At 32.1% G+C, this 26,519-nt stretch carries 24 protein-coding genes; 2 read left to right on the top strand and 22 right to left on the bottom strand.

The window, feature by feature from the left end; translation table 11 throughout:
- Nucleotides 1–296: 296 nt before the first annotated feature.
- Nucleotides 297–1,844, top strand: coding sequence for a TIGR03766 family XrtG-associated glycosyltransferase (locus G6O70_RS07050; RefSeq protein WP_057869108.1), 1,548 nt, complete (start codon nucleotides 297–299; stop codon nucleotides 1,842–1,844).
- 112 nt (nucleotides 1,845–1,956) lie between these two features.
- Here G6O70_RS07050 and G6O70_RS07045 read toward each other — a convergent pair whose 3' ends face one another.
- From G6O70_RS07045 to gmd, 12 genes are all read right to left on the bottom strand, one after another.
- Nucleotides 1,957–2,346 carry a 6-carboxytetrahydropterin synthase gene (locus G6O70_RS07045; protein WP_057869109.1) on the bottom strand — a complete coding sequence of 130 codons (390 nt, stop codon included), beginning with the start codon at nucleotides 2,344–2,346 and terminating at the stop codon, nucleotides 1,957–1,959.
- Nucleotides 2,339–3,691: a TIGR03111 family XrtG-associated glycosyltransferase gene (locus tag G6O70_RS07040; RefSeq protein WP_057869110.1), complete on the bottom strand. Its 1,353-nt coding sequence runs from the start codon at nucleotides 3,689–3,691 to the stop codon at nucleotides 2,339–2,341. Before G6O70_RS07040 ends, G6O70_RS07045 begins: the two co-directional genes overlap by 8 nt.
- Entirely contained in the window at nucleotides 3,684–4,304 is a 621-nt protein-coding gene (xrtG, locus tag G6O70_RS07035; protein WP_057869111.1) for an exosortase family protein XrtG, read from the bottom strand. The genes G6O70_RS07040 and xrtG overlap by 8 nt, the downstream gene beginning before the upstream one ends.
- Before the next feature lie 8 nt (nucleotides 4,305–4,312).
- Nucleotides 4,313–5,578, bottom strand: coding sequence for a Firmicu-CTERM sorting domain-containing protein (locus tag G6O70_RS07030; RefSeq protein WP_057869112.1), 1,266 nt, complete (start codon nucleotides 5,576–5,578; stop codon nucleotides 4,313–4,315).
- Between the two features lie 495 nt (nucleotides 5,579–6,073).
- Entirely contained in the window at nucleotides 6,074–6,892 is an 819-nt protein-coding gene (locus G6O70_RS07025; protein WP_083481886.1) for a tyrosine-protein phosphatase, read from the bottom strand.
- Entirely contained in the window at nucleotides 6,834–7,601 is a 768-nt protein-coding gene (locus tag G6O70_RS07020; protein WP_057869113.1) for a CpsD/CapB family tyrosine-protein kinase, read from the bottom strand. Before G6O70_RS07020 ends, G6O70_RS07025 begins: the two co-directional genes overlap by 59 nt.
- 16 nt (nucleotides 7,602–7,617) lie before the next feature.
- A complete protein-coding gene (locus tag G6O70_RS07015; protein WP_057869114.1) occupies nucleotides 7,618–8,391 on the bottom strand; it encodes a YveK family protein in 774 nt (257 codons plus the stop codon).
- A 15-nt stretch (nucleotides 8,392–8,406) separates the two neighbouring features.
- Nucleotides 8,407–9,372, bottom strand: coding sequence for an LCP family glycopolymer transferase (locus G6O70_RS07010; RefSeq protein ID WP_057869115.1), 966 nt, complete (start codon nucleotides 9,370–9,372; stop codon nucleotides 8,407–8,409).
- Nucleotides 9,373–9,547: 175 nt separating this feature from the next.
- Nucleotides 9,548–11,236: a phospho-sugar mutase gene (locus G6O70_RS07005; RefSeq protein WP_057869116.1), complete on the bottom strand. Its 1,689-nt coding sequence runs from the start codon at nucleotides 11,234–11,236 to the stop codon at nucleotides 9,548–9,550.
- Nucleotides 11,229–12,566, bottom strand: coding sequence for a sugar phosphate nucleotidyltransferase (locus G6O70_RS07000; RefSeq protein WP_057869117.1), 1,338 nt, complete (start codon nucleotides 12,564–12,566; stop codon nucleotides 11,229–11,231). Before G6O70_RS07000 ends, G6O70_RS07005 begins: the two co-directional genes overlap by 8 nt.
- A 30-nt stretch (nucleotides 12,567–12,596) precedes the next feature.
- The gene (locus tag G6O70_RS06995; RefSeq protein WP_057869118.1) at nucleotides 12,597–13,541 is read right to left on the bottom strand and encodes a GDP-L-fucose synthase family protein; all 945 of its coding nucleotides are present in this window, start codon (nucleotides 13,539–13,541) and stop codon (nucleotides 12,597–12,599) included.
- A gap of 20 nt (nucleotides 13,542–13,561) precedes the next feature.
- Nucleotides 13,562–14,623 carry a GDP-mannose 4,6-dehydratase gene (gene gmd, locus G6O70_RS06990; protein WP_057869119.1) on the bottom strand — a complete coding sequence of 354 codons (1,062 nt, stop codon included), beginning with the start codon at nucleotides 14,621–14,623 and terminating at the stop codon, nucleotides 13,562–13,564.
- 138 nt (nucleotides 14,624–14,761) lie between these two features.
- Between gmd and G6O70_RS06985 the strand changes: the two genes are divergently transcribed.
- On the top strand, nucleotides 14,762–15,634 hold the full coding sequence (locus tag G6O70_RS06985; protein WP_057869120.1) for a helix-turn-helix domain-containing protein: 873 nt from the start codon (nucleotides 14,762–14,764) through the stop codon (nucleotides 15,632–15,634).
- On the opposite strand, the gene G6O70_RS06980 is transcribed toward G6O70_RS06985, so the two are convergent.
- From G6O70_RS06980 to G6O70_RS06935, 10 genes are all read right to left on the bottom strand, one after another.
- Nucleotides 15,624–16,643, bottom strand: coding sequence for a hypothetical protein (locus tag G6O70_RS06980; protein ID WP_157047942.1), 1,020 nt, complete (start codon nucleotides 16,641–16,643; stop codon nucleotides 15,624–15,626). The two genes, G6O70_RS06985 and G6O70_RS06980, sit on opposite strands and share 11 nt — an antisense overlap.
- A 70-nt stretch (nucleotides 16,644–16,713) precedes the next feature.
- Nucleotides 16,714–18,024 (bottom strand): lipopolysaccharide biosynthesis protein, encoded by a 1,311-nt coding sequence (locus G6O70_RS06975; protein ID WP_057869122.1) that lies wholly within the window; start codon nucleotides 18,022–18,024, stop codon nucleotides 16,714–16,716.
- A 7-nt stretch (nucleotides 18,025–18,031) separates the two neighbouring features.
- Nucleotides 18,032–18,637 carry an acyltransferase gene (locus G6O70_RS06970; protein ID WP_057869123.1) on the bottom strand — a complete coding sequence of 202 codons (606 nt, stop codon included), beginning with the start codon at nucleotides 18,635–18,637 and terminating at the stop codon, nucleotides 18,032–18,034.
- Nucleotides 18,637–19,563, bottom strand: a complete 927-nt coding sequence (locus G6O70_RS06965; RefSeq protein WP_057869124.1) for an NAD-dependent epimerase/dehydratase family protein — start codon at nucleotides 19,561–19,563, stop codon at nucleotides 18,637–18,639. The genes G6O70_RS06970 and G6O70_RS06965 overlap by 1 nt, the downstream gene beginning before the upstream one ends.
- Entirely contained in the window at nucleotides 19,560–20,699 is a 1,140-nt protein-coding gene (locus G6O70_RS06960; protein ID WP_057869125.1) for a glycosyltransferase, read from the bottom strand. Before G6O70_RS06960 ends, G6O70_RS06965 begins: the two co-directional genes overlap by 4 nt.
- A gap of 24 nt (nucleotides 20,700–20,723) precedes the next feature.
- Nucleotides 20,724–21,923, bottom strand: coding sequence for a hypothetical protein (locus tag G6O70_RS06955; RefSeq protein ID WP_057869126.1), 1,200 nt, complete (start codon nucleotides 21,921–21,923; stop codon nucleotides 20,724–20,726).
- Nucleotides 21,924–21,972: 49 nt separating this feature from the next.
- The gene (locus G6O70_RS06950; protein ID WP_057869127.1) at nucleotides 21,973–22,722 is read right to left on the bottom strand and encodes a glycosyltransferase family 2 protein; all 750 of its coding nucleotides are present in this window, start codon (nucleotides 22,720–22,722) and stop codon (nucleotides 21,973–21,975) included.
- Nucleotides 22,712–23,647: a hypothetical protein gene (locus G6O70_RS06945; RefSeq protein ID WP_157047943.1), complete on the bottom strand. Its 936-nt coding sequence runs from the start codon at nucleotides 23,645–23,647 to the stop codon at nucleotides 22,712–22,714. The genes G6O70_RS06950 and G6O70_RS06945 overlap by 11 nt, the downstream gene beginning before the upstream one ends.
- 599 nt (nucleotides 23,648–24,246) lie before the next feature.
- Entirely contained in the window at nucleotides 24,247–25,407 is a 1,161-nt protein-coding gene (locus G6O70_RS06940) for a glycosyltransferase family 4 protein (RefSeq protein WP_057869129.1), read from the bottom strand.
- Nucleotide 25,408: 1 nt separating this feature from the next.
- Complete coding sequence (locus G6O70_RS06935; protein WP_057869130.1) at nucleotides 25,409–26,515, bottom strand: glycosyltransferase; 1,107 nt, start codon at nucleotides 26,513–26,515, stop codon at nucleotides 25,409–25,411.
- Nucleotides 26,516–26,519: the final 4 nt, after the last annotated feature.

Below are 26,519 nucleotides of genomic sequence, written 5' to 3'. Positions count from 1 at the left end.
AAATAAAAAACAGATTGTAATAAGTGGAACTATAAATCCTAAAATAAGTATCTCTAACATTTTATATTCAACCACCCAAAAATTCTTAAATGTATTAATGATAACCCGTCTAACAGAAAAGTCTAATAAAACATCACAATAATTACTAATTAAATTCCCACTCTATCTGTACTAAATGTAACAGTTTGATGAAAAACAAAAAATTATCTTCACTAATCTTATGTCTAGCAATTATAATTAAGAAGAATCTTTCTAATGACCATGAATTTTAAAAAACTTATTCTGGAGGCACTTCTTTGAATACTATACATAATCTAGGATATAAAATTATTAATATTTTCTGGAGAATTCTATTTGCAATGACTCTGTATTTTGCATGGACATCGCCAAACATCATTCTCGGTGATAATTCAACTTTTGGAACAAGTACAACCTGGTTAACTACTTATGCAATTATCATTATAATTGCATTAATTGTTTCTATTATAGTTTTTCCAAAGGTAAAGAACAGCTTTTCTTTTATTTTCTTAAGGAAACAATATATTACTGCTCCATTGTTTTTCCTTTTAATTATTATTTTACAAATCTTGTTCGTATATTATGTGCATCCAGTCAGTGGATTCGATGCTGGTATGTTGCACTATGCAGCAGTTAACCCAAAACATGTTCTCGAACCAAATGTTGCTGCTTATTATAGCTTGAACCGCAACAATCTACCAATTACTTTGCTAATGCGCTGGATCATAGTTCAGACTGGATACTCTTCATGGATATTTTTTGATTACATTACTCTAATCTTAGTCGATCTATCAGCCATCCTCAATATTTTATGTGTTGCCCTTATAAGACGTAAAGCACTAGGAACTGCAATCTACATGCATTGCGCTTGGCTTTTATTCTTCCCAAGCATCATCATGCCGTATACTGATGCTTGGTCATTGCCCTTGGTTTCTTTATTCATTCTATGCTATTGCATCATGATAAAGAAAAATCTACACTTTATTTTTAAAACACTTGCTGCTATACTATTTGGTTTAACAATTATTTGCGCCTATTTCATAAAACCTTCAGCAATAATTCCTGTGATTGCAATGATCCTGATTGAACTATTAAGTTTGACAGTTCGAAAAGAACACTTTTCCATTCTACGACTAGTTCAAATAGTTATATTATTAAGTATAATTAGTGGATCAGCTCTTTCAACCTACAAGATAACAGGTAACGCCATCGATGAACAGCGATACATAAAGATTCAAGCTTGGCGTTCAATTCCTGCTATTCACTTCATGTCAATGGGAGTGTATGGTGATGGTGGATATGATGCAAATCAGGCCCTTGAAATGGCTGTATTACCAACAAAAAAACAAAAGACCGAGTATTCAAAGAAAATGCTTTTTAGACGCTTAAAGCAACTTGGTGCCTTTGGATATCTCAAGTTCATTGTTAAAAAACAGAGCAATAACACTGCAGATGGGACTTTCGGCTGGTTGAAAGAAGGTCATTTCTTCAGAGAAAACCAAAAACCAACGACAAAAACAATCAGTGGCAAATTAAAAAATTTCATCTATCTATATGGAAACAATATTGCGGATTTTCGCTTCATGGCTCAAGCATGGTGGATATGTATCCTCAGCATTATTGCATTGGGTTATGAAAATTGGAAATTTAGAGACTTCTTGAAGCTCTCGCTTGTAGGAGGATTTATCTTCCTCTTACTTTTTGAAGGCGGAAGAAGTCGCTATATCATCCAGTATTTACCTGTCATATTACTATTGGCAACAACATCATTTGCACCGGCTGTTGCACGAGCAAGAAGGATTGCAGATTGGGCAAGAAGAAAATAAGCTCTTGTTCACAAACGAAAAAAAAATAATTAGGGGCTGCTACAAAACCAAGGTTTTGTTACAGCCCCTAATTTATTAATGCTCAAAGGCTGTTGTGTTGCCTAATAAAGAATCATTGCTTTTCTCCGAAAAATAATGAACTTGTAATCGCATAAAACCGGGTTGGTGACTCACCAACTTCGAGCTTGATTAAACTCGCATTTATTTCATGTAAAGGTGCTTCAAATAACTTAAAAAGAATTTCTGTTAAATTTTCTAACGATGGATTCTTATCTTCAAATTCTGGTAAATCATTGAGAAACTTCCCCGAAAAATATGATGTAACTCCATCTATTACCTTATCAATATCATTGAAAATAATCATTTTCTCGTCATTGATTCCAATTTCACAAATTAATTCCCATGTATGATTGTGCTTTTCACCAGTACCATTCTCCCATCTCATAGCGTGGCTAGCATTAACGTATGAGCGAATCCTATAGGTTCTGTACAATTTACTCATTCTTCTTATCCCTCCTCAGATTTTTAACATCATCTTTCATTCGTGTAACAACACGTTTAGCCTCAACAGAGAACTTCTCAGAGTTCCAATTGGTTGGTCTTGTAATCGTATTAATCGCCCCGATAAATCTAATAATCGAACAAATCAAGTTATACCATGGAAAAGTAAAAACAACCCACCAGAGTTTCCGATAATAGATTCGTTCATCCGGAAAAGGACGTAACAAAATTCGAACACACACATAATTCAAGATACATACTAGGACATATAAGATATAAATTAATAGATATGAAACAAGCAATATCACTGGTGAATACCTGAAAAATAGCAATACAAAAGTCGCAAAGAACCATATCATCTTGGGAAACATAAATGTATGATCAATAATTAAACGACGAACAACAAAGTTCTTAAAAAATGACATTAATCCAATTGTTTTATTCTCAGAAAAGTCCTTTGAAGTTTCTAATTGACCTCGTTGCCATCGCTGTCTTTGTGTATACAATTCCCCCACTCCGGATACGGGTTCAATATAGAAAACAGCATCTGGACACAATACAACTTGTTCTCCCAGCCGCTGTCTGACTTGAAAAGTCATATCTGTATCTTCACCGACTGTAGAGACATTATACATAAAGGTTCTGAGTAGTACATCTCTTCTAAATGCTGAAAAAGCACCAGACATAGTAAATAACTCATTTCGAAATGATTCGATTGTCCGTCCAGACAAAAAAGCTTGTGCATACTCATAATATTCATTTTTTGCAACCATTTTATGCCATGGACTCTTAATTTTTTTAATAAGTTGCCGATTGGATAATATGGTGCCGGTCATTGCAGCAATATTTTCGTTGTTTTCAAAACGAAGTACCATGTTCATCAATGCCTTTGCATCTAAAACTCCATCACTATCAATATTAATCACGTACTTTCCAATTGCACCGTAAATAGCTGAATTGAGTGCCCGTGCCTTACCCTTGTCAGTATGGATAATCTGCATATTCAAATCGCTGAAAACATTCTGAGCATGACTGAAAACAGAAAAACTGTCATCTGTACTTTGATTATCAGCTACAATCACTTGAACCAAATCAGTCGGATATGTTGACTTCGCGATTGATTCAATACATTGAAATAGTGTATCTGCTGAATTATAGACAGGTACAATTAGCGTTATTACCGGCAACTTGGTAGGCATGATTAACTTCGGCCTTTTATAGTAGCTGAACAGTAAGTGAATACTTGATAAAAAAGCTGGAATAATCTCTACTACAACAGGAATTATCGTCCATGTAATCCAAAATCCCATTTTAAGGAAAGTTAAGTCCATCCAGTAACTAATCATGAGCTGCACTTCCTTTCCTAGTTAAAAAAGTTGACTTAAATCTATTGTACAGTCCTTGAGACAATTGAGAATAGGTAAATATATTATAGTAAAGTGCAATTACTAACCCATAAAAAACTAGTCTGCCAATTATGGTGTGTGCTAAGAAGAAAGCAGAATATCCAAGATAATGGACAATAATAACCACAATTATGAGCCGAATTACATTAGCAAGGTATATCCAAAGTGTGCCTAAAACAACATAAAAAAGTCGTTCTTTCTTTGAATACGCTGGAAAGAAGAGGACTAATGCTGCAAAAGCAGAAGTCTCAATTATGCCTGAACATTCGTAATCAATTGTCATCAATAAACTGGAAAGATCCCCGCTTACAATATGGACAGCACCATATTTAGACATTACAGTGCACATTCCTGTAAGAAGCCCAAATCCCTTTACTCCCTGAATTACCATATGTGTAAAGAACCACACCCAATAAGGATTGCTAAGAGTAATTAAGATAAAGAAGAGACCTACACTTCCAATGATAAAGAAATAGGCCATTAATTGTGTTCGTTTAAGAACTGTCAAGACGTATAGCCAAATGACAGTTCCAATTATAAGTAATGGGTTCATCTATTCACCTAAACCTTTTTTCTATTTCGACGTTCATTAAACTTCCAAACACCTACTATTGCAATTGTCAAACCAATAACTGCCAAAATAATAGGGCCCGTACTCCCACCAGAAATTGTAAGAGTTTGATCACCTAAATTCCCATTTTTCAAAGTTATAATCTGACCAGATTGACTTGAAGTTGTTAAATCGCTTAACGGTATTTTCAGTTCTACTGCATCAGTTGGTGCATTCTTATCTCCATAGACTTTTGCAGCCATACCTTCAACGTCACTAGGAATTGTATTTTTTTGTTTTGCTCCATTCCATAAATCTATGCCCACTTTTTGGGTGTCACCAACATTTTTCAGATTATTAGTAACTGGAGTACCTGTTCCTGGATTAACAATGGTTAGATCATATTTTGTCCCCCCAACTGTCAAGACATACCCTGAAGCTTGTAAATGACTGTACGCATCATTAGTAACAGTGTAATCCATCCTGATATAAATATAGAGGTAGGTTCCGTCTGAAACCATTGCCCCCTCTTTAATGTTATAAAGATCATAGTTGAAATAAATATCCGTCTTAGTGATATCCTTCCAATCAGAAAAACTACCATCAATTACAATATTGTAATTGCCAACTGTATACTCACCTGTACTATTCTTACTTTCAGAAGAACTTGATGAGCTTGAAGATGAAGTGGATGAATTCGCACCGCTTGAGGAACTTGAACTACTTGAAGAACTTGAACTATCGGAAGAAGTAGAACTTCCAATATTCTCAGCTTTTACTGCTTGTGTACCCATCGATGAATTACTTACTGTAACAACCTGATTACTTAAATCAGAAATTCCCATCTTAGAAAGAGAATATGAGAATTCAAACATTTTTGTTTGTCCTTGATTTTCCTGAACTTCAACACCAGTTCCAACAGTACCAAAATTAGCACTATTAGAAGAACCTGTAGTTGTAAAGTTTGAACTACCTCCACTAAAATTAGCATAATATGAATTTCCACCAACATTAATAGTGTACCCACCCCAGGTAGGAATATATCCCCATGTGTAATCCTTAGTATCTACATAAACATAAAGAGTATCCCCCTCAACAACCGCTGCTTCGTTATAGTAAGAACCTGAACCAACTTTTGTCTTAGCTACATTATTCCAATCATCAAAACTACCATCAATTTTAATATTAGTTGTTGAAGTGCTATCTGCGTACACACTAAGGTTGCTAAAGAAAAATAGTGCAAAAACAAAACTAAGGATTAATAAAACCTTCTTCATCGTAGTCCCCCATTTGAGATTATAGGTAAAAAACAAGTTAATTTCATAAAAAATTCATATTTCATTGAATTTTATCATATCATATTTCAATACCTAAAACTACTAAGCAAACGGATACTTTTTAAAATATTTCATTTGTAAATCAAGTAATATATTATCACACTTAGAGTGATTATTTTTTTAAATCTCTAAAATTAATCATCTTGTTCATTATTTATATTTTTTTATAATATTAATTTGATAATAATTAATGCTAGTTTTAACTGTTAATACTTTAAATTACAAGGACTATATTATTATTATTAAACAAAAAAAGGACATCTTCGTTCATTCATTAAAATCAACCAACATGAAGATTTTAATGAGTAGAGGAAAGGCCCTTATAGTTATTGTTGCTAGATCATAAAAGATAGTCATGTAAAAATACTAGGTTAGAATTTCCAACAGGAAGAATCAAAAAAAGAACAAGCTGTTAACTTGTCCCGTCATTATAACTTATTTAAAAAACCAAAATTTTTTTTGTTTATTTTTAAATTGCGAGTAGTCTTTCGCAAAAACAGGTAAACCATTGAGCAGATTCTCCGCATTGGTTTCAAATTCATCAACTTTAACTTGCCCTAATTCAGTACGTAGCTTCAAGAAGGCTTCTCGCAAAGCAAAGCTCCGCCCCTTCAGTGCATGCGCATCGGATGCAAAAATCTGTACAAGATTGTGTTCAATCAGTTGTTCAGAGATATTCTGAACTTTCTCGCCAAAACCCCCAATGTAGCTAGTAGCAGTTAACTGAGCTAAAGCACCATCAGCAATAAAATCATACAAAAGATTCAAGTTCTCCTGTATCTCATGATTACGTTCTGGATGAACAATCACAGGAGTCGTTCCCAACTTGCGTAATTCAAAGAATAAACGCTTAGCGTATGCAGGAACTGAGCCATGAGGAAATTCAATCAGCATATACTTCTTATCTTCATCAATTCCAAGTAAGTCATCGTACTTTTCATTCAAGTCTCCATTAATATGAACTTCCTGTCCAGGAAAAATAACAAGCGGTATTCCATGATTATCTAATTCATGCTGAAAGTCCGTAACGTGCTTAATCACATCAGCACGATGATTAACGTAATCACCATCCAAATGATGTGGTGTAGCCAAGATATGCGTTATCCCCTCAGCAACAGCTTGCCGTGCAAGCTCTAATGAGTGCTCTAAATCAGGTGATCCATCATCAATCCCTGGAATCAGATGACAATGCAGATCAACTATTTTTTTGCTCTTTGTCAGATTTTCCGTAATATCCGTATCCATAATAGCCATAGTATCCACTCCCGCCTTCTGAACGAACATCGTTATAAATCGAACCAATAATGTTAGCATTTACGTGCTTCAATAAGTCAACAGCATGCTTCACAGCGTCTTTCTCAGTAGTATTCTGACGTGTCACAAGAATTGTACCCTCTACCTTGGTTGAGAGAACCTGAGCATCAGTAACAGATAACAATGGTGGAGCATCATAAATAACCAAGTCAAGTTGTTCAGAGAGTGCCTTGATCAAAAGATCCATCCGCTTTGAGTTCAATAATTCAGCCGGATTAGGCGGTACTGGACCACTTGGCATAACGAAGAGATTCTCAACAGAGGTCTCATAGATTGCTTGATTGACGTCAAAATCACGGTCAGTCAAATAATTAGTCAGTCCCTTGGGATTTGCAATACTAAAGGTTGCATTGATAGTCGGTCTGCGCATATCAGCGTCAACCAACAAAGTTCTTAATCCTTGGTTAGCAAAGGTTACCGCTAAGTTTGCAGCAATCGTTGATTTTCCTTCCGAGGCCATCGAAGAGGTCAAAAGGATATTGCGATAACTATGATCAGCGTTAGAGAACTGAATATTCGTCCGAACAGTTTTGAACTGTTCAGCAATTACTGAACTTGGATCAGCGGCAGAAATCATCTCGACACCATTCTGCATTGAATCCATGGACAATTCATTCTTTTTCTTCATTTTGTTTTTAAATCCAAACATTATATTGACCTCCTTCCTATACTCTTCGACGTGAAAGCTTCTCACTATCGACATTGCCACCAACTGTTACATTGACAACACGACGATACTTCTTGCCTTGAATATGACTGATTGCACCTAAACTCGTAAGTCCAAGTTCTTCCGTCAAGAACTTCTCATCACGAACCGTTGTATCGAGTAAGTCCTTGATAACAACGATTGCAATTCCAATTAATAAACCTACAACTATCCCAATTAATAGGTTAAGTTTCTTATTTGGAGACACCGGAGTTGTATTCGCCGTTGCCTTGGTAACAACCGTTACATTATCAACCTTCATCATCTTCTTAATTTTCTGACTGAAAACTCTGCCGATGCTATTAGCCAGATCAGCTGCAGTATATGCATTCGTATCAGTAACAGTTACTGTTAATACTTGTGAATTAGTCTCGTTAGAAATAGTTACTAAATTTGCCAAAGATTCTGCATTACCAGCATAATTATCCTTCTGACGTAATTCTTTCACAACAGGGTCTAAAATAACCGGTTTTTGAATAACATCTTTGTAGGTATTAATTGCCTGCAAATCAGCCTGCTGCACATTATATTGTAAACTCTCATTACTTGCCTTCTGATTGACCAATAAATCAATCGACGCACTATATTTAGGGGTCATCAAGATGAAGGAGACAAGAAAGGCTATTATTGCCCCTAATACTCCCCATAAAATAATTCCAAGATAATTCTTCTTAAGCAAGACAAAAAGTCGGCGGAGATCAATCACGGTCTCGTTATTTACTTCTTCACTCATTAATCTACTCCTATACTAATTATTTAATTCCAACGCAGTCTTTAGTTCCTTAGTCACTGCATCAACATTTTTTTGCGGGACAACTTGGAATGAGATTCCATCAATCATCTTACCATATCCTTGAAGTTGAATCTGCTTAACTTCATCGGCAGAACGATACTTAGTAGCAATTGTTTTAATCTCATTGAACGTGATGTCAGTCTTCATGTTACTGGATAGTGCAGATAAGATACTCTGGTACTTAGTAATTCCTTGAACAGTTGCAATCTTCTTAACAAGGCCTTCTAAGACGAGTCGTTGCCGCAATTGTCGCCCATAGTCACCCCGAGAGTCCTGATATCTCATGCGAGTATAGGCAAGAATATTGCTTTTATCAATTGTAACTTTGCCTTTTTTGAAGTGATACCCTAAATTAGTAAAGTCCAAGTCATTATTTACTGTAATCGACCCAAGGGCTGCAGATAATTGGACCAAGCCCCCCATGTTCATTTCAATGTAATGATCAATAGGAACATTGAGATAACTTTGTACAATATTCATTGCCATACTGGTACCTCCATATGTATAAGCTGAATTAATCTTGTTCTCAAAACCATGCCCTGGAATAGCAACTTTCGTATCACGTGGAATACTTACCAAAGTTGTCTTCTTCGTATTAGGATTGACAACTGCAACCATCATTGTATCAGTTCGACCTGTATATGTACGTCCGTAATCGCCTGTATCAGTTCCCAAAAGTAAGATAGAAAATGGTTTTCCATTACTGATTGTTCTTGTTGCACTACGTTCACTATCGTGCTTAACTTTGTGGTATGTAGTATCAACTGCACTTTTCGTATCATTATATACCTTGGCAACAACTACACCAATAATGACCGAGAAAAATATTAAAAGAGTGATAATAATTTTCCAAGCACCATTCTTCCTTTTATTCTTACGATGATGTCTATCCCCTGATAATCTTTCTTTATTTCCAGACATAAATCACTTTTTCCTCCCTTATATCTGCAATTTCTTAAATAAAATACCGTCTTTAAGTATACCAAAATAATAAACAAAATAAATACTTTTAAATTATTTATTTTAAAATATATTTAATTACACGTAAAAAGTGGTATCATCTGCCCACGATGCCACTTTTTTCATTTTACACCAGTTATTTAATTATCGATTCTAAAAATTCAACTATGTGTTTTTCTTTATTTTTTGCCTCATTACTACTATCCGCACTAACAGAAATATAAGCTTTCAATTTAGGCTCTGTGCCAGAAGGCCTGATAACTACAGAGCAATTGTTATTTAAAGTAAACTTTAACACATTAGATTTTGGTAAATCACCAATACCTTTACTAAAATCATCGACTTTCTCCACATTCTCCGACCCAATATTTTGTATATTACCTCTAAATGCATTCATTACACTCTGCATTTTTTCAAACCCTGTCTCACCTTCAAATGCATAGGAATGTAACGTATTTAGTGTATAACCATAGATTGAATATAGCTCGTTTAATTTATCTAATAGACTAATACCTTGGCTCTTGTAATACGCAAACATCTCACAAATTAAAAATGCTCCATTAACAGCATCTTTATCTCTTACATATGTACCACTCAAGTACCCATAACTTTCCTCAAAACCAAAAATGTAAGAATCTTTGTGTCCTTCTTTTTCTAATCTTCCAATCTCTTCTCCAATAAACTTGAATCCAGTCAATAAATTAACTGTTTTGACTCCATAATGAGCAGCTATTCTATCAGCCATATCAATAGTAACAATTGTCTTTACCAATTCAGGATTCTTAGGCATCGTTCCAAGCGCAATTCTACGTGAACAAATATAATCTAGTAGAAGCATACCTGTCTCATTACCTGAAAGAAGTACGTGTTCACCTTTACTATTCTTAACTGCGATTCCTACACGATCACAGTCAGGATCAGTTGCTAATAATAGGTCTGCGTTCTTTCTCTGTGCATACTGAATTCCTAGTGCCATTGCCTCACGAATCTCGGGGTTAGGATAGGGACAAGTTGGAAAATTCCCATCAGGATTTTCTTGTTCCTCAACAACTGTAATATTATTAAAACCGCTTTTCTTTAACACTGTTGTAACAGGAATCAAACCTGTTCCATTAAGCGGTGAGTAAATAATTGCGACATCCTTATCAACTTCTTCATTGCCTAATAATGATTGACTCTGAACCTCTTTGATGAATTTGTCAAAAATATCATTACCAATATAGGTAATTTTTGATTCTTCAATTGCAGTTGCGAAATCCACTCTTTTAACATCTGAAAAAATATCAAGTTTTTCAATCTCAGCAAGTATTACAGCCGCTGCCTCAGTTGTAATTTGACAACCATCTGGGCCATAGACCTTGTACCCATTGTACTTAGAGGGATTATGTGAAGCGGTAATCATTATTCCAGCTGCACATCCTAATTCACGAACAGCAAATGACAACGTAGGAGTAGGCATAATTTTAGAATACATATATACTTGAATTCCATTGGCAACAAATACTTCAGCAGCAACCTGTGCAAACTTATCAGATTTGATTCGCGAATCATAACTAATCGCTATTTTTTGTTGCTCCTTCTTAAAATTCTGGACAACATAATTAGCCAGGCCCTGAGAAGCCTTAGCAACAGTATAGACATTCATACGATTCGTGCCTACACCGATTACACCACGCAATCCTCCTGTTCCAAATTCTAAATCACGATAAAATGCATCATTTATTTGCTCTTCATCTGAGGATATTTGTTTTAACTCACTAGTAAGATCTTCATCTTCCAAATGATAACTGGACCATTGTTTAAAGTTCAATTCTGCATTACTCATCTTCTTGCCCCTTCTGCTTAATCAATTGATACTTTTTTTTATCTTTAACTGAAATATTTTTACCCATTTGAACTTCAATAGCTTTAAGATCCGTGATTGCCTTTAAAGTATGTTTAACTCCTGTTTCAATGGAGATTACATCTCCCTCCGTTACTTTACGCTCAACACCATCAAGCAAAACAGACCCTTCTCCTGAAACAATCGTCCAAGTTTCTTGTCGATGTTCATGGCTATGATAATTCATACTATGATTTGCATTAAGAGACACAAGTATCGTTAAGCTCTTGTCTTCAACGTCAATCACTTGAAATTTACCCCATGACTTTTCAGCATACATCACACGTTGTTTTATCTTCTCAACATATGGCTTCATCTGGCTAGAACGTTCCTTATTCGAGACCAAAATTCCATCAGGACTTGCAGAAATAACAACATCTTTTAAGCCCATAGCAAGAATCGGAATGTTTAATTCATTAATAATATTCACATCAGAGTTCGTTTCATCAAGAATTCCTCTGCCAATGACATTTTCTTCCATTGACTCAGTTAAAGTATTCCAAGTTCCTAAATCTTTCCATTCGCCACCAAAATGCATTACACTGATATCAGATTCCTTTTCAACAACAGCATAATCAAAGCTAATTTTTTCTAGTTGATCATACTTATTATAAAGATCTTCATAATCTGCAAAATCGATCAATTCATGTGCCTTATTAAGCAAGTATTCTAGTTTAAAAGCAAACACACCACTATTCCATAATGCACCTTGTTCAATATACTTTTTGGCAGTTTCTTCATTTGGCTTTTCTTTGAATGAATCTACTTTACTAATCGTACTATCGTCCTCAGGTATAATATAGCCGTATTTCTCACTTGGGTATGTTGGCTCAATCCCCATAAGTACAAGATTCGATGAACCATTTTCTGCTAAGGTCTCAAGTACCTTTAAGGCACCAAAATATTCATCCTCAACGTATGGATCCACTGGGCAGACAACGATAGCATTATTTTTACTAACATGCTTTACATCATGCAGATAGGCTGCAACAAGAGCAATAGCAGGAAAAGTATCTCGTCGAGTTGGTTCCACACAAATTGAAATATCATCACCGAGTTGATGATGCAGTGTTGAAACCTGACTCTTAGAGGTAGCAATCGTAATTTCCGCATCATTATCAACTCTCTTAATTTGACCAAACACACGTTGAACCATTGACTCATAAGTTTTATTCTTACTTTTAAAAATATTAATAAATTGTTTGGAACGAATATCATTGGATAATGGCCAGAGTCGTTTACCTGAACCACCTGAAAGCAACACAATATTCACATTTTCACCTTCTTATGAATTATAAAAAGCTTATCTTTCCGCTCTTACAGGATTATTCAGAAAATCTTCATATGCCAATTTTAATCCGTCCTCAAGCTCTACGGAATAGGTCCAGCCAAGACCCTTCAATTTAGAAACATCTAACAATTTACGTGGAGTACCATCTGGCTTTGTACTATCCCATGTAATTTCACCCTGATAACCGATAACTTTGGCTACCAATTCTGTTAATTCCTTAATCGTAAGTTCTTTGCCCGTTCCAACATTTACTGTTTCATTACCTTCATAATTATTCATCAAAAAGATACTTGCATCTGCCAAATCATCAACATAGAGGAATTCTCTCAATGGCGTTCCACTCCCCCAACATGATACTGTTTTTAAATTGTTAATTTTGGCTTCATGAAAACGACGAATGAGAGCCGGAACAACATGACTATGTGTTGGATGATAATTATCATTTGCACCATATAAATTAGTTGGCATTGCAGAAATATAGTTAGTTCCATACTGACGATTCAAATATTCGCAATACTTCAATCCTGAAATTTTGGCAAGTGCGTATGCCTCATTTGTCTGCTCTAAAGAAGATGTAAGCAAACTTTTTTCTGAAATTGGTTGTGGTGCTAATCTGGGATAAATACATGACGAACCTAAAAATTCAAGCTTTTTAACATGATTCTTAAATGCAGAATTAATGACATTCATCTCAAGCATCACGTTATCATACATAAAATCGGCCAATGCCTCTTGATTAGCTATAATACCGCCAACCTTTGCTGCTGCTAAAAATACATAATCCGGTTTCTCCTGTTCAAAGAAATCTTCAACATCACTTTGACGGATTAAATCCAGCTCCTTGTGTGTTCTTGTAATAATGTTATGATACCCTTGTTTTTCTAAACCTCTAACAATTGCCGAACCAACCATTCCACGATGTCCAGCAACATATATTTTTGCATCTTTTTCCATCATAAGTAAAAGCTTCCCTTCAACTATTTAGTTGCATTTGCATTCTTAATAGCTAATTCTCTTTTCGCTAATTTTCTATCATGTTCGGCCATAATTTTAATTAATTCTTCATAGCTCGTTTTTTGTGGGTTCCATCCAAGGACAGTCTTAGCCTTTGTAGGATCTCCCCATAAATTATCAACATCAGTTGGTCGGAACCATTCTGGATTAACAGAAACCAAGAGTTTCCCAGTTGCTTCATCGTAACCTTTTTCCTCAAGAGCTTGTCCTTCCCAACGAATATTGAAGCCATTTGCCTTAAACGTCTTTTCAGTAAAGTCACGTACCGTATGTTGTTCGCCTGTTGCAATCACGAAATCTTCTGGAGAGTCATGTTGCAAAATCAACCACATACATTCAACATAGTCTTTTGCATACCCCCAGTCGCGAAGCGAATCCATATTTCCAAGTTCAAGATGATCTTGCAATCCTTCAGCAATTCTACCTGCAGCAAGTGTTATCTTGCGGGTTACAAAGTTTTCGCCACGACGTTCAGATTCATGGTTGAATAAAATTCCATTAACAGCAAACATATTATATGCTTCGCGGTATTCTTTTGTAATCCAAAAGCCATATTGCTTAGCAACTGCATAAGGACTATATGGATGAAAAGGTGTAGTCTCTTTTTGGGGAACTTCTTCAACCTTTCCATATAATTCAGATGTGGACGCTTGATAAACCTTTGTCTTTTTTGTTAATCCAAGTACACGAACAGCTTCAAGAATTCGTAATACTCCAAGAGCATCCACATCCCCTGAATATTCGGGTACATCAAATGAAACTTGGACATGTGATTGTGCAGCTAGGTTATATATTTCATCCGGTTCAATCTCACCAATGATTCTAATAAGACCTGATGAATCAGATAAATCACCATCATGTAATTTGATTTCATTATTAGCAATTAAGTGATCTATTCTCCCCGTATTAGAAAGTGAGGATCTCCTAGTAATACCATGGACCTCATATCCTTTTTCAATTAAAAATTCGGCTAAGTATGAGCCATCTTGCCCTGTAATACCTGTAATTAATGCCTTTTTAATCATAACTATTCCTACTTTCAAACAGTTTTAAAATACTATCTTAATTATAATTATTTTAAAATATATTATTAGTCAATATCTTGAGTTGTTGTAGCATTATCTTGGCTTATTGATTATAATTATTATACGGAGGAGAACATTTTGAATAATTCTTTATTTCATGGAGACATAGTAAGATCAAACCGCACTATCTATACACCATCTACTTTCGCAAGGAACAATTTACTTTTCTTACAAGAAGTGGGTGAATTAACTGCCAAACAAAAACATACAAGTGGGCGAAAAAATTTAAATTCGTTACTTTTTTTTGTTGTTTTAAAGGGTAACGGAATACTCAAATATGAAGATACTGTTTACAACTTAGAAGAAGGTGATTGTGTTTTTATTGACTGCGAGAATGAATATTTACATCAGACTTCGAAAGAACTCTGGACTCTTAAATGGATTCACTTCTATGGAACAAATGCTAAACAAATATTCGCTAAATATTGCCAACGTGGTGGAAAATATCATTTTAAATCTGAAAATCTGCAGAAATACATTAGGATACTAGCAAATATTCAAGCAATTGCCAATTCTAATTCATTTACTCAAGACATGCAGATATATAGTCAACTTGCTTTATTCCTAAATAACTTAATGGAAGAAACTTGGTATGGTATTAATACTGAAAAAAATGGTAAGAAACAAAAAAAAGGCGAAGAAGTTAAATACTTCATCGACCAAAATTACTATAAAAGAATAACACTCGATTCCCTTTCAAATATCTTTTACATTGATAAATATTATCTCAGCAAAGTCTTCAAAAGAGAATATGATATCACAGTTAATAACTATCTCACTAATGTTAGAATCAGCGAAGCCAAGAAAATGCTGCGCTTTTCTAATAAAACAATTGAGGAAGTTGCGCAAGCTGTAGGCCTAGACGATGCAAATTACTTCAGCCGTGTTTTCAAAAAAAAGGAAGAAATCTCACCTAAAGAATTCAGACTTAGCTGGAATACTAATAATTAATGATAAGATTTGCTATCTTATCAGAGTCATTTTGATAATCATAACTTCCCCACTCAACTTTTTGCATCTTCGTAATGATTTTCCCAATATCAGAAAGTTCAAATAAATCTATTGCAATGGCTTGCTTTCTTCTACAAAGTTTGTTAATCAAGTAACGATCTTCTGCATTATCGTCTCGTCTAATCAGTGCCATTGGTCTCTTAGAAAGCAACATCTCAGATATTGAAGTCCAACCTGCCTTGGATATACAAAAATCACTGGCAGCAACATAATTTTGAGTATCTAAAACATCTATTGGCAATTGCTTAACATTCTTGCCTTTTACTCCAACACCATGAGTCGTAATAAAATTATATGGCAATTCTTCAACATCGTAAGAACTATAAACCCCGTTGTTACTCATCCCAACAGATACAAAAATTGTCTTTTTTGTGTTATCAAATTCACTCTTAATTTCATTAATTCTATCAACTGACATGTTTCGCGAAGCCAAGCCAACGTTAACTCCACTAGAAAATCTTTTTAGTGTCTGGGGATTAGCAAGTTCATAAAAAATAACTTGTTGTGCATCATTATAACTCTTAATAAATAGTTCTAATAATTTCTCGGGAAGAAATTCCTCATATATATCCAACCACGTAAAACTTGCCAGCAAAGTTGACTTAATATTCATTTCTTTGGTAGAGGTAAGAACCCACGGAGTAACGTCAGAAATAATATGTGTTACATGATATTTTTCAATAATCTTTTTACCCAGTTCAATCAAATCAGGAAATTGCTTTAGATGACTTTCAACTCCATTTGAGATTTTATCATAATCAAGCTTTAAAAAATCTTTTCTCACTCTAAGCCCAAAATCATTATTCATTTCAATAAAAACACAATTATTAACATTCAGTTGCGTTGATGATAAATATATCCGCAAAAACTTTAATTGCTTTTTTCCGGATATAATAATAATTTTTTTGTTAAGTTCTAAAAACTCTTTAATCACTATTAAGTTACGCATTAAATGCCCAAAACCATGGTTAGAAATGCAGAACAAATACAAAATATCTCACCAGCCTATATTTTAAATTTTAATTAGATGAGTTCTTACGCAAATAGTTAATTGCTTGAATAGTTAAAGGTACATTAGAGATTACCATACAAATAATTGTGGCCAACAAAACACCAGTCGTTCGCATCTCACAATATTTTCCAAAAAAAATACTTAGTGGGATATTAATTAACGCCCCAAAAACGGCCAAATAAAGTTGTAGTTTTATTTTTCCTATTCCATTAAGAAACGTTGAATAAATTGAACCCCAAATCATTAAAAAATAATAGATACCCATCATTGGAATTAACCCTTTATCAAAAAAAAGGGTTTTATGCAACCAAATAACAGATAACGGTTTAAAAAACAATACCCCACACAAAAGAACTAAAATAATCGGTATCAAAGAAAGGTTCAACTTATTAAGTGTTTTCTTCATCCAAATGAAATCTTTTCTCACAAAAGCGACTGTAAATCTTGACCACAAAGGTGCTATCATCGCACCAAATAGACCATTTACAATCCCAAAAGCATTATATGTTGTCGTATAAGGCGTGACAGCGTCCGGTCCAAACAATTTAATTATTATAAAATTATCACTTGAATACAAAACCAAAACAGCAATTTGGATTATAAAAAATTCTACTCCCAAATTACAAATAGCCTTCAACATTTTGGCCTGGTATAAATGAAAATTCGGTGCGAGATACTTTTTTTTTCTCCAAATTTCCATTGAAAAAATAATATAACTTATAGCAGTAGAAAAGCCTGTTAAAATTGAAATCGCCAAAATACTCCCATTACCAAAGAGAGATAAAGAAAAAATTCCTACCAAATTAATACATTGAGTTAAAATCAATATGTAACTAGTTTTTTCAGCCTGATGAAGCGAATATAATTCTGTTTTAGACAAAGAAAAAATAAAATTTATACAGATAAAGAAAAAACTGATAAACAAAACCAATTTCAATGGTTCAACTGAATTAAAGACATTCTTGGTATCTATTAAAATAATTGCAACAGAACCAATTATTAAAAATAAAAATGAAATTAAGCTAAGTGCAACGTAAGCTGTAGAAACAGCAATTTTTGCTTCTTTAAATTTATTTTGAACAATAAAGCTAGTTAAAAGATTTCTAAGTCCATTACCAATTCCGATATCAAAATAATTAATCCAATTTATGATAGTCATAATTGTCATCCAAATACCATAATTTGTAACACCTAAATAGCTAAGCAGTATAGGAACGTAGACAAACGAAAGAAGCATACTTATTGGTTTGCATAACGTACTTAATATCATACTTAAGGCTAATTTTTTTTCACCTACTTTAAGAAAATCAAATTTCATTAATCATTCACCCTTGCTTGTTTTTGACTATATGTGCTGGATTTCCAACAACTGTTGCAAAGGGAGGTACATCTTTTGTTACTACACTGCCAGCCCCTATTATTGCCCCTTTACCAATTTTAACACCCTTTAAAATCAACGAATTGCAACCAATCCACACGTCATCTTCAATTATGATAGGACTTACCCGTAAGGAAGGAAAATCGGCTCTGACATTCTTAAAAATAATATTATTAGCATCCTCTCTTCTTTCATGTAACTCAGTTGGATGTGTATCGTTATCAAAAATATTACAGTTATGTGCAATAAGAACATTATTACCAATTTTAATAGATTCGGCAGACCAAATTCTAGTATGATCTCCAATATAACAATTTTTCCCAACAATTATATTCCCATTGTCTCTTTGAATTTCCAAACTTCCACGAACACAGGTATTAGAATTTATTGAAATTTTTCCGTTTAATTTCGAACTAATGTTAAGTGACGTTTCCTTAAAAAAAGTAAAAGTATCATCAAAACTTATCTTTTGATTACCTTCCCAAAGTTTTCTTTTTTCCTTCAATTCTTGTTTATCAAAAAAGCTTCTTATTTTTCTAAAAATAACATCCATTAGTATATACTATTCCCCTCAATCCACTTAAAATAATCTACTAATCCATTTTCCATTGAAACAGACGGTTTGTATCCTAGATTCTTTAATCTCGAAATATCTGCTTGCCAATTTAAAGGATCTCCTTCTCGCACAACATTATTAAAGTAAACTTTTTCACTAGGAACTCTCATAATGTTTGCAAACAGAGTTGCAGCATCCCTAATTGATACCTCTGAACCATTAGCAACGTTATAAATATCATAGTCTGCCGTGTCCTTTGTGGCCACAAGATAAATAGACTCTATAACATCAGTAATATTAATAAAATCCCTACTTTCATTTCCAGAACCAAACATATCTAATCTACCAGTCAATTTTGCCTTATTATACATATCCCAAAAAATTTGTTTTTTTAATCCTGTCCCGTATGCTGAGAAAATTCTCAATATCTTAATATTCATTTGATAATTAGATATAAAGTATTGACACATTTGCTCACACATTACTTTGTGTAATGCATATGGAGATAAAGGATTTACAGGCGCTTTTTCAGTTATAGGTAACTTTTTTGGATTTCCATAAACAGCTGCACTAGATAAAAAAATAATTTTAGGTAAAGTTATGCCAGATTTATAAATACCAAAAAGTAAATTATGCGTTAATGCAACATTCCCTTGAAAATCAATATCTGGATTCCTAACAGACTTGCTAACATCAGCCGAACCAGCACAATGAATAATAATATCTGGTTTATCTTTAATTAATTCACGAGATATCAAATTTTGATTTCCTAAATCCACTTCTTTTAAATTGTCATTATCCTTGAACTTTGTTTCTTTTATATCAACATCCCAACCGATTACTTTGTATTTTTTGGAAGTAAAAAGTTTTATTAACGACGAACCGATAAATCCTTTAGCACCTGTTATTAGTACACTAGTCATTTTAACCCTCCACAATCATTTAAAAGTTTTTCAAAACCTCTTGAATATATCTTTGCTCTTATATACATATCCTTAACTCCATCATCAATATCAGAAAAATGATTTTTCTTGTTTTCTAATTCAATCAACTTTTCAAGTTCAAGATGGTTTTGGGGATCAAACAGAATACATTTATTACTTTTTTGTTCTCGATGAACAGGAATATCAGAAAGTAATAAAGTTTTATCTAATACCTTAGCATCTTCTAAGACCGTCCCCCATCCTTCAAAAAGGGAAGGCTGAATCAGATATTTAGCATCTTTCATTATTACCAGTTGTTCTTTTCTATCAATGAATCCCAAATTATAAACTTTTCCTTGAAAACAACTATAATTAAACATTTCTTTTAAAGACTCAATATAATCTTGATTTCTTTGATCAAACATCTTACCTGTAAAAATAAATTTCACTTTTGAATCATTATGTTTAAAAAATTCCTTTACTGCTTTCAAAACCATTATATGGTTCTTATGTTTCCAAAACTGATTGGGAATGTAAACATATTGATTTTTCTCCAAATTATATTTTTTTAAAACACTGTTTTCAAATGATTCATTGATACCTTTTATTTCATCATCAATATAAGAAACAAATGGTATCACATAGACATTCTTTTTAGTTTCACTATAAAATTTTCTAAAGTCATTCAAACAATCGTTACTGCTTAAAATTAGGGGTTCGGATGAATTAGCAATTCTAGTAAATTCTTTATCTCTCTGTTTAAGTTCATATTCATTAAATAAATTACTCAAATGCTTATGTTGAAAATCAGGAATCCAATTGATAGTTACTATATTTAATTTGTTATCTAATCTTGAATTTGTACCATAATAAGAAAACCTTGCATTATATAGGAAGGACAAGAAAACTTTTTCTACTTTTGACAAAACACCTCCATGCACAACAATAATCTTAACATTTTCTTTTCGCAAGCTTTTAAAAATATTAAAGTTCTTTCTAACTGTAAAAAGTATCAGTCTGTAATGGCTAGTTACAGTATGATTTTGACTTAATTCGAAAACTATGTTTTTTAGATAATATAATCCACCTATCCAATTAGAATTACCACTGGCATTTATCACAATACTTTGTTTCAAAAAACATTCCTCCTATTAAACTTCTTAACTTACAATATCAGTATTTCTATTTAATCTTTGACAAAAACTATAAGAGAAAAGCATAAATATTTGTTTTGTTAAAAAAGATTCTGTACAAAAAATCATCAAAAGTATGCAGAAAATAATACATTTTTGAAATAAATTTGCTGCATTAACTGATACTTCAAAGTTTCTCCACGTTAATAAGAAAATAAAGAATCCGTATAATATTCCCCAAAATTGCATAATAATAAAAATTCCAACTGAATTCGCAGTTATGCCAAAACTTGTAAGCATAAATTTTAAATTATCACTATTAAAACCATAACCCAACATTGGATGTTTTAAAATAATTTTCCAACCATTTACAAAATCATTGTTTCTTATAATATAGGACTGATTAGAATTAGAAAATTTATCAATTATTGTAGAAGAGTTTAATAAAAGTATTAAACATATTAAAAGAAACAACACGTATAAAAAAAACTTACCATTCACTTTTTTAAAGTCAAAGTCTTTAAAAACGACCAAAATACAGGTACAACATAATATTAAATAACCTGTACTTGAAAAAGTTGTAATCAAAGAAATAATTAAAAAAAGCAGTTTTGTTTTTACGAAATTCATTTTTTTCCTATTTAATAATATGTAAATTATAGCAATGTTTAAAAACGCTTGAAAAGCTCCTGGCTCCCAAAAAATTCCAAAATTTCTAATATTTGTATTAATTAAAGGCTCAATCGACCTAGAATATACATGAAATATATTTGCAAAAAAGAAATCATTATTTATTTGATACATTTTTAAAAACATAAATATTTTAAATTGAGAAAGAAAGTAAAACACTAAATTTATTATTGAAATAAAAAAAATAATATTTATATACTTTTGCCAAAAATCATTTGACGAAATATTAAACGAAAAAATTAACAGAACAAAATAGTCAATCAAATATATAAATAAAGATTGAAGATCAACATTTCTAAAAAAAATATCCATTAAACCGCAAGAAAGAATTATTATAAAAATTAATAAATTATTTCTATTCAAATGAATACCATTTTTAATCATTAAAAAAATAAACAAAGCAAAGCATAAATACTCCAGATACCTAAAAAGAGGACTACTCCATCCGATTACAGCCCCGCTATTAATAATAATTAACAAAATAAATAAATATTGTAGTCCACTGTTTATATTATATGTAGTTATGAATTTCTTCAAAATATTTCATTCCTTTAAGAAATTTTTTTGATCTTGTCAATGAACAATTTTAGAATTTGTTTTTAACTGTAAATAAACTATGGATATAACTTCTTAAAACTATGACCAGGTACTTCTTTGTATTAATTATTCCATAATTTCTCCTTAAAAATGCTGTTTCTCTGACACCAATTTCCGTGCTTGACATTCCTCCAAGCTCAAAATTTGAAATTACTCTATAAACTGGTGTAAACGTCACTTTATTGTCTGAATGAAATATCCTCAGCATAAATTCATAGTCTGCTGAGCTTTTAAACTGAGTATCATAAAGCCCAAGATCTTCATAAATATTTTTTGAAACAAAACAAGTAGGGTGTGTAATCATCTTCTCATCTAAAAATCTATGATTATATATTACAACAGCCTTCTCTACTCCACCAGAAGTAATTCTTTCAAAACCATACAAAATTTGATATTTCGAATCAAAATCATAGCTTTTAAAAACATTTTCAAGCGCATCTGGCTCATAAAAATCATCACTATTCACTATGCCAATTAATTCACCACTTGCTTTTTTTATACCCTTATTCATTGCATCGTAAATACCAGAATCTGGTTCAGAAAAAACTTTCAATTTATTTTCAAATTTAGTTTCATAGGATTTTATAATATTTAAAGTGTTATCTGTTGATTTACCATCGATTATTAAATATTCAAAATTTTTATATGTTTGACTTAAAACACTTTTTAGCGTTCTCTCAATAGTCTTTTCACTATTAAATGTTGGAGTAATTATAGTAAACATCTTATTATTTTGCATGCACATCCCTCAATTCTTTTTGAAAATAGTTTTTTATCAATTTAATAGATTTGTCATTTTTATTATATTCCTTAACATTAATTTTAAAGAGCGAGTATTTTTGTGAAGAAATAATTTCAAAAAACTTATAATTTCCTTTATCAGTTCTGATTGCTTTTGTTTTATTCAAGAAAGCAGCAAACTTCAACCAAATATCATCAGTAGTAGGTGCCAATCTTGTGATTGATTTTTCGCTAAAAACGATATTATCCAAGCATTTTGCTGGGTACAACACCCCTTGATATCCAACAGGGAAAATTTTATTTTGCGGAAACATATTATGATTGTCAATAGCGGATTTCCATTGAGAATAGGGACGAATGTGACGTTCAAAATCAAAAGTTATCTCATGAGCCCAATTGCAGCAAACAGAATTAGGAAACTCTAAATGCTTTTTATAAAGTAATTCAACAGTATTAGAGGGATAGTAAACATCATCATCAACAGTTATTACTATCGCTTCAGGATAATTTTTCATCGTATAATAATACTTCTTATGCGGACCTATGTCTTTACAAAATCTTACCTCTAATCCATACTTAACCAATTTTTTTAAATTATTTGGTAAATTTGAAATATTGCCAAATTCCTCTTCCGATAACCAGAGAATTATTTTATCTGGTTTTAAGCTTTGACATAATAATGTATAGACTACTTGCCAAACATTATTGATTCTTCTTGAATAAGAAGTTAAAGAAATAATTAAGTACTCATCTTCTCTTTTCTTAATGTTCCCAAACTTAGGTTTTCTAAATATATAATATATTGGAAAAAGAATATTCAAAAGAACTTTTAATATTTTAAAAATATATTTTTCTAAAAATAATGAATTTTTATTGTGAAAATAGATAATAATTGAATAAAAATAGTCAACTAGTTTCATCATTATATTTTCCTTCGTAATTTATTGATTTCAAAGCAACTTTGGCGTGTAAAAAAATTTCTTTATTAATATTTTTTTTAACATCACAATAGAACTATTTTTTGTAAAGATAACATTTTCTCCAATGTCAATGTATGTAGTTTCTTTCCAATATCTACATACCAATAGTTTTCGAAGAAAAGCAATCTGTTCCCAGTATTTCGAGTATCTTCATGAAAATGCTACTAAATCATTGGCATAAAAATAATTATATGCCTCTTGTTCATTCAACCATCCTGCATAAAAAATTGACTTCTAATCTATATAAAAATTAAATTTTTTTAACTTCTCAGCCACAGAACCAAAAACTATAAGCTTAATATTTATATTTTCTTCTATCTTCATTAAAGTTCTTGATAGTTTGCATCAAGTTCAAAGTTTCTTTTTTATAAAAATCTATCTTTCCACCAGTAAGAATTAATCTTCAATGCAACATTGTGACGTACAACTTTTTGCACTGTTTGTAAAATCACAATGATTATCAACATGATCAGGAATCTCTATATGAACCATTACTGTAATATATACAGCCATAAAAACAACTAAAAATTAGTATACATAATTTATGATAATGACTTGTCTGATATTTTCTTGTATGAAAATGACTTCATTCCTTTATCAACAGCAACAGTTTTCATTCTTTTATACAGTTGATTGTCATTAATAACCTTTTTTATACAAGAAGCTATTTCATTTATGCTATCTTCTTTTATAAAAAGAACATTTCCACCTAAATCAATGTGAGTAGTACCCTCCCAATACTTACAAATCATCGGAATTCCCTGCCCCACAACTTGCTCCCAAAAAACAGAATGACGTCCCGGAAAAACAACGAGATCAGCCGAGGCAAAATACTTATATGAATCTCCAGCATCAAGCCAACCAATATATTGTATCTTATGCTCAATGCACCGTTTTCTTACATCCTCCTTCAAATCTGGTGAAACAGATCCAAATACGATTAGTTTGATTTTAGGATTATTAATACTAGCCACAGCATCCATTAAAAACAATGTCTGCTTCTTCCACATATCTATTTTTCCACCAGTAATAATAAGAAAATCATTATCATCAATTCCATACTTCATCCGAATATTCAATCTTTCTTTGGGATCTTGAGCCTCAAGTACTTTTTCATCATCTGCTCCCATTAGTAATAGCTCACATTTTTTTTGAGGAAGGCCATAAATGTTTTCCAAAAAATCAACTCTTGCAGGCAAAACACCATAGAACTTTTCAACATAGGGATTAATCCTTTTTGCAATATATCTCCATACTATTAAATAGAATAATTTCGATATAAAATTTCTAGCACTATTAGAAAAGTCTGAATGGTTATCAACTATGATTCTACAATTAGTATTCCTTTTTTTATATTTAATCAGCTTTAATATATCAAAAAATTGCAAATTATGTACAAAAATAATATCTGGAGATATGGAATTAACTGTATTTTCAAAATCATTAAATAATTTATATCTAAAAAATACATTTTTATTTTTAAATTTTTTTATTGATAATCTAAAAACCTTCACTCCGTTTCCATTGATGTAAGTTTTTTTCAACGTTTTTTCAACTTTTCCTTCTCTATTCCAAAAAAACTGAGATGCAATTACGTATACTCTATCATTGGTATTTTCACTTTGAAACTTCGTTAGCATATTTTCCTGATAATTCAAATTTTCTGTATATGGCCCAGTCAAACAAATATGCAAAATTTTCATATTATAACTCCTTACTATTTTTCTCCAAAATATTTTCTCCAATAAAATGCAATAAATTATCGGTTTTTATTTTTCCTTTCCTATCGTATTTTTTATATTCTACCTTATTATTTATAAATTTTAACATTATATCAGCTAATTCATAAGGATTATTATATTCAAAGAAAAAAGCTTTCTCATATCCATCTAATATTTCCAAACTAAATTCGGTTTTTGCTGCAATAATGTTTCCTTTAACATTGGAACTTTCAAGCAATGGAAGTCCAAAAGTTTCAATATAAGATGGGAAGAGAAGAACAGTCCTACTATACAAATCCAATACTTTTTCTCTTTTAATATTCCCTATAAACTTCAATTGTGTTGGAATCTCATCAAATTTCGATGCAAATTCTTTCTTTGTTACAGTTAAGAGCACTTCAAAATTATTAACAAAATACTTGTTTTTCAATATTTTACATGCCTCAATTATAACAGAATGGTTTTTATACACATATAATGCTGCTGGAAAAAAGAAAGAAGACAACCTATTATCATTTGTAGTGTTATGTGTACTAGTTCTATTACTTATTTTCAGTTTGGGAAAACATTTAAATAATTGTTCATCTTTAACAAGATGTTCCTTTTTTACAGCATCTTCCATCCATTTTGTTTGCACTATTACGTATGGAGAACTTTTCCTTATAGAGTATTTGATTAAAGTACCCACTATGTTTTGATATACAGCCATTTTAAATTCTTTCTTTCTAAAAAAAGAAAATTTCTTCATGGTTTGAAATGGTAGTGGTTGTTGCAAATACACTATCTTCACATTTGCTTTTACTCCCATCGTTATAGTATTTTGTAATGAAATATACACATCAGGATTCAAAAGATTAATAATTTTTTCCCCCGTAATGAATTCAAAAAAAAACCTACTCATCCATTTCTTTTGATTCTTAATTACCTTTATCTTGATATTTCTAGTCTCTTGAAAATACTTGCCAGATAAAATAAACACCCATTTATTTGTTTTATCATTCTCTAAAACTTCATTATAAAAATCTTCTAATACTGAGTAAATTCCTCCAGCTTCTGGAATTGCTGCAACATCATTAACTACAAATAGCATGTTA

Origin of the sequence: Liquorilactobacillus hordei DSM 19519 (assembly GCF_019443985.1) — a bacterium.
Taxonomy (GTDB): Bacteria; Bacillota; Bacilli; order Lactobacillales; family Lactobacillaceae; genus Liquorilactobacillus; species Liquorilactobacillus hordei.
This window is presented reverse-complemented; position numbering and strand designations above follow the sequence as displayed.